The following is a 2481-nucleotide window of genomic DNA, read 5'->3' on the forward strand; positions in this document are numbered from 1 at the left end:
ATTTCGACCAGAAATTTGGATCAGAATAGCGAAAACTGGTCGAAATGGCTATGTCATATATCCACGTAATCCTAGTGCCACAAGGTCTGGAGACTTTTTTCAGGGTCGACTAAATACGATGTGGCTACCGTTTAGCACCAAAGTCTGGTTTTACCGTCAGCCCATCGATTTTCGCAAACAAATTGATGGTATCGTGCTGTTGGTGGCTGATACGTTACATAAAGATCCGACATCCGGTTAGCTCTTTGTCTTTCGTAATAAAAAGGGTAACCGGAGTCAGGGAGAACTGAACTAGCAGCTCATGGCGGGTACTCTGGCAGTCGCCGTTAGTGTCGGACCACTTGGGTAGCCATTCATGGCGGTCGTAGCCGCGCTCCTCTTTGGCTTTTACTTCAAGGCAACCGGCCAGAGCGGCGGAAAGGAGGAACTGGCTGTAGTTTAGGTTGTGCTTACGAGTATAAGCGCGCTTGGACTGAGAGCTTTTCTCGTAGGCCCTGACATGACATTGCCACTGCTGCGAATTCACGGGGCTTCCCTCCGAAGTTGATGGAGGGGGCATCGTGCCAGTCTGCCAAAGCAAGTTGAATAATGTGGTTCATGTACCGCTTACCTACGTCGCTCTTCGGTCATCCGTTGAACTTGCTTATAGCGGTAGCCTTTTCCACCTCGATTACGAGCTAGCTCTCTGCTAATCGTAGGCTGGCTAACCCCAATCTCCCTGACAGATTGCCCTCTTGCTCAAATCACTTTTCTTTAGCGCCCAGATCTGGCATCGTTGCTCTTCGGTCAGCTGTCGGTAGCGTTTGGTCATCACTTAATCTCTTGGCGGAAAAGAAGCGGCAGATGTTACCTTCAGCTAACCGTTCTTTTCCAGGTGATTAACTGATGCACTTCAAAGTTGAATACAGGTTTCCTTGATGGTGCTTGCCAAGCATAGTTTAATGCTCAACCAGTAGAGAGCTAAAGTTAAATCTTTAGCTGTATCTAAGATTAATAGTTTTGGTAGTAGAGATGAAAAGCGATAAAATAAAAAAATATTTTGATGGGGTGGTTGATTTTGTTTTCGCCGTAATCCTTGTTTTTATCATTGTTGGGATTGCTATTGGTACGGTACAGTTATTCATTACAACTTGGAAATTGCTAAGCTTTGAGGGCATAACTGGCCATTATATTGGAATAATTACTGACGTTTTAACCCTTTATGTATTGATAGAATTATCTCGGTCCCTTGTTGAGTATTTCAACACCCATAAGCTTCGGCTTACATTTATTGTTGATGCAGCAATTGTTTTTGTTCTGCGAGAAATACTTATTTCCTTGTTTAAGCATGAAGTTAAGGCTGAAATGCTTTACGCATTTTCAGCATTTATATTGGTGCTTGGGGTGCTTCGTATTTCTTCTATATTAGTTTATCACCGTGAAAAGCAAATGGTAGATGACCATTAGAGTCGCTTCTGGAAGGATCAGGATTTATGACAGTTAAATACCTATAGGTAGAAATGGCACTTTAAATTTAATAGGTTTAATACGCTTTCTGGTATGGGGTAGGTTTGTGAAAAAATATTTCGAGAATTTAGCGAGAGCTTTGTTAGGGCAGCCTTATGGAGACTTAAGTTCCGGTGAGAAAAAGGTCATAGATAGCATTGCCGAAAAAACTTCTGTATCTGAAAACGTGAATGAAACCTTTCACGATAGCCTAAAATTCGGTCAGGTTGTTGCCGATAAGATAGCTGCTTTTGGTGGATCTTGGACTTTTATCGGTTTATTTTTAGCATTTATACTGGCCTGGATAGTAATGAATACTGTGTGGCTGGTAGGTGGGGTAGCCTTTGACCCATACCCTTTTATTTTACTAAACCTCGGGCTCTCGAGCCTTGCCGCCTTTCAAGCTCCAATTATCATGATGTCCCAGAATAGGCAGGCAGCAAAAGATAGAGTGAAGCAGGATGCTGCATTTGAAGTAAATCTAAAGTTAGAGCTGGAAATGATGAGACTTAATGAAAAAGTTGACGAGCTCAAGGAAAGGTTAAAACCTGATAATAATTGAGCTTTGAATTTTTAGCATTTGGGCTTTCTCTGTGGCAAGCCCAGCAAGTCAAATTGGGCATACGGCGATCATTTAACTTATAAGAATTTTTCGGGTTGGTAGTCACAAAAGTGGACTCTAAATAAGGAAGCCAAGACAGCTCATAAACTATTCTTGACTTCTTTACAGGAAAATCCAGGGGTGACTTACAGCATTGTACTTTCAGGGTATTCCATAACATTTCCTAATTAGTCGGCCCTGAAAAAAACCAAACACTTGCCTCCAGCACGGTGTAATGAGGGTTTACGGGGCGATTCGGACTAAATCCACCTTCCAAAACGTAAGTTAAAAACTTGCGATTTATCATGAGCTATAACCAAATCTGGTGTTTGAAGGTTTGAAAAAAAGCGGCGTATCTGGTTGATTTGTTATCGCCAGACAATAAACCAACTAAG

At 42.2% G+C, this 2481-nt stretch carries 4 protein-coding genes; 3 read left to right on the forward strand and 1 reads right to left on the reverse strand.

The window, feature by feature from the left end:
- On the forward strand, positions 1-241 hold a 241-nt coding region (tnpB, locus tag ACCI49_RS24295), incomplete at its 5' end, for an IS66 family insertion sequence element accessory protein TnpB (RefSeq protein WP_371841839.1).
- Here the strand turns inward: tnpB and tnpA are convergent.
- Positions 215-526 (reverse strand): IS66 family insertion sequence element accessory protein TnpA, encoded by a 312-nt coding sequence (gene tnpA, locus ACCI49_RS24300; RefSeq protein WP_371841840.1) that lies wholly within the window; start codon positions 524-526, stop codon positions 215-217. The two genes, tnpB and tnpA, sit on opposite strands and share 27 nt — an antisense overlap.
- 485 nt (positions 527-1011) lie before the next feature.
- Between tnpA and ACCI49_RS24305 the strand changes: the two genes are divergently transcribed.
- Positions 1012-1446, forward strand: a complete 435-nt coding sequence (locus ACCI49_RS24305; protein ID WP_371841841.1) for a phosphate-starvation-inducible PsiE family protein — start codon at positions 1012-1014, stop codon at positions 1444-1446.
- A 106-nt stretch (positions 1447-1552) separates the two neighbouring features.
- Positions 1553-2047, forward strand: coding sequence for a DUF1003 domain-containing protein (locus ACCI49_RS24310; protein WP_371841842.1), 495 nt, complete (start codon positions 1553-1555; stop codon positions 2045-2047).
- The last annotated feature ends 434 nt before the right edge of the window (positions 2048-2481 follow it).

Origin of the sequence: Microbulbifer epialgicus (genome assembly GCF_041447265.1) — a bacterium.
Lineage (GTDB): Bacteria > Pseudomonadota > Gammaproteobacteria > Pseudomonadales > Cellvibrionaceae > Microbulbifer > Microbulbifer epialgicus.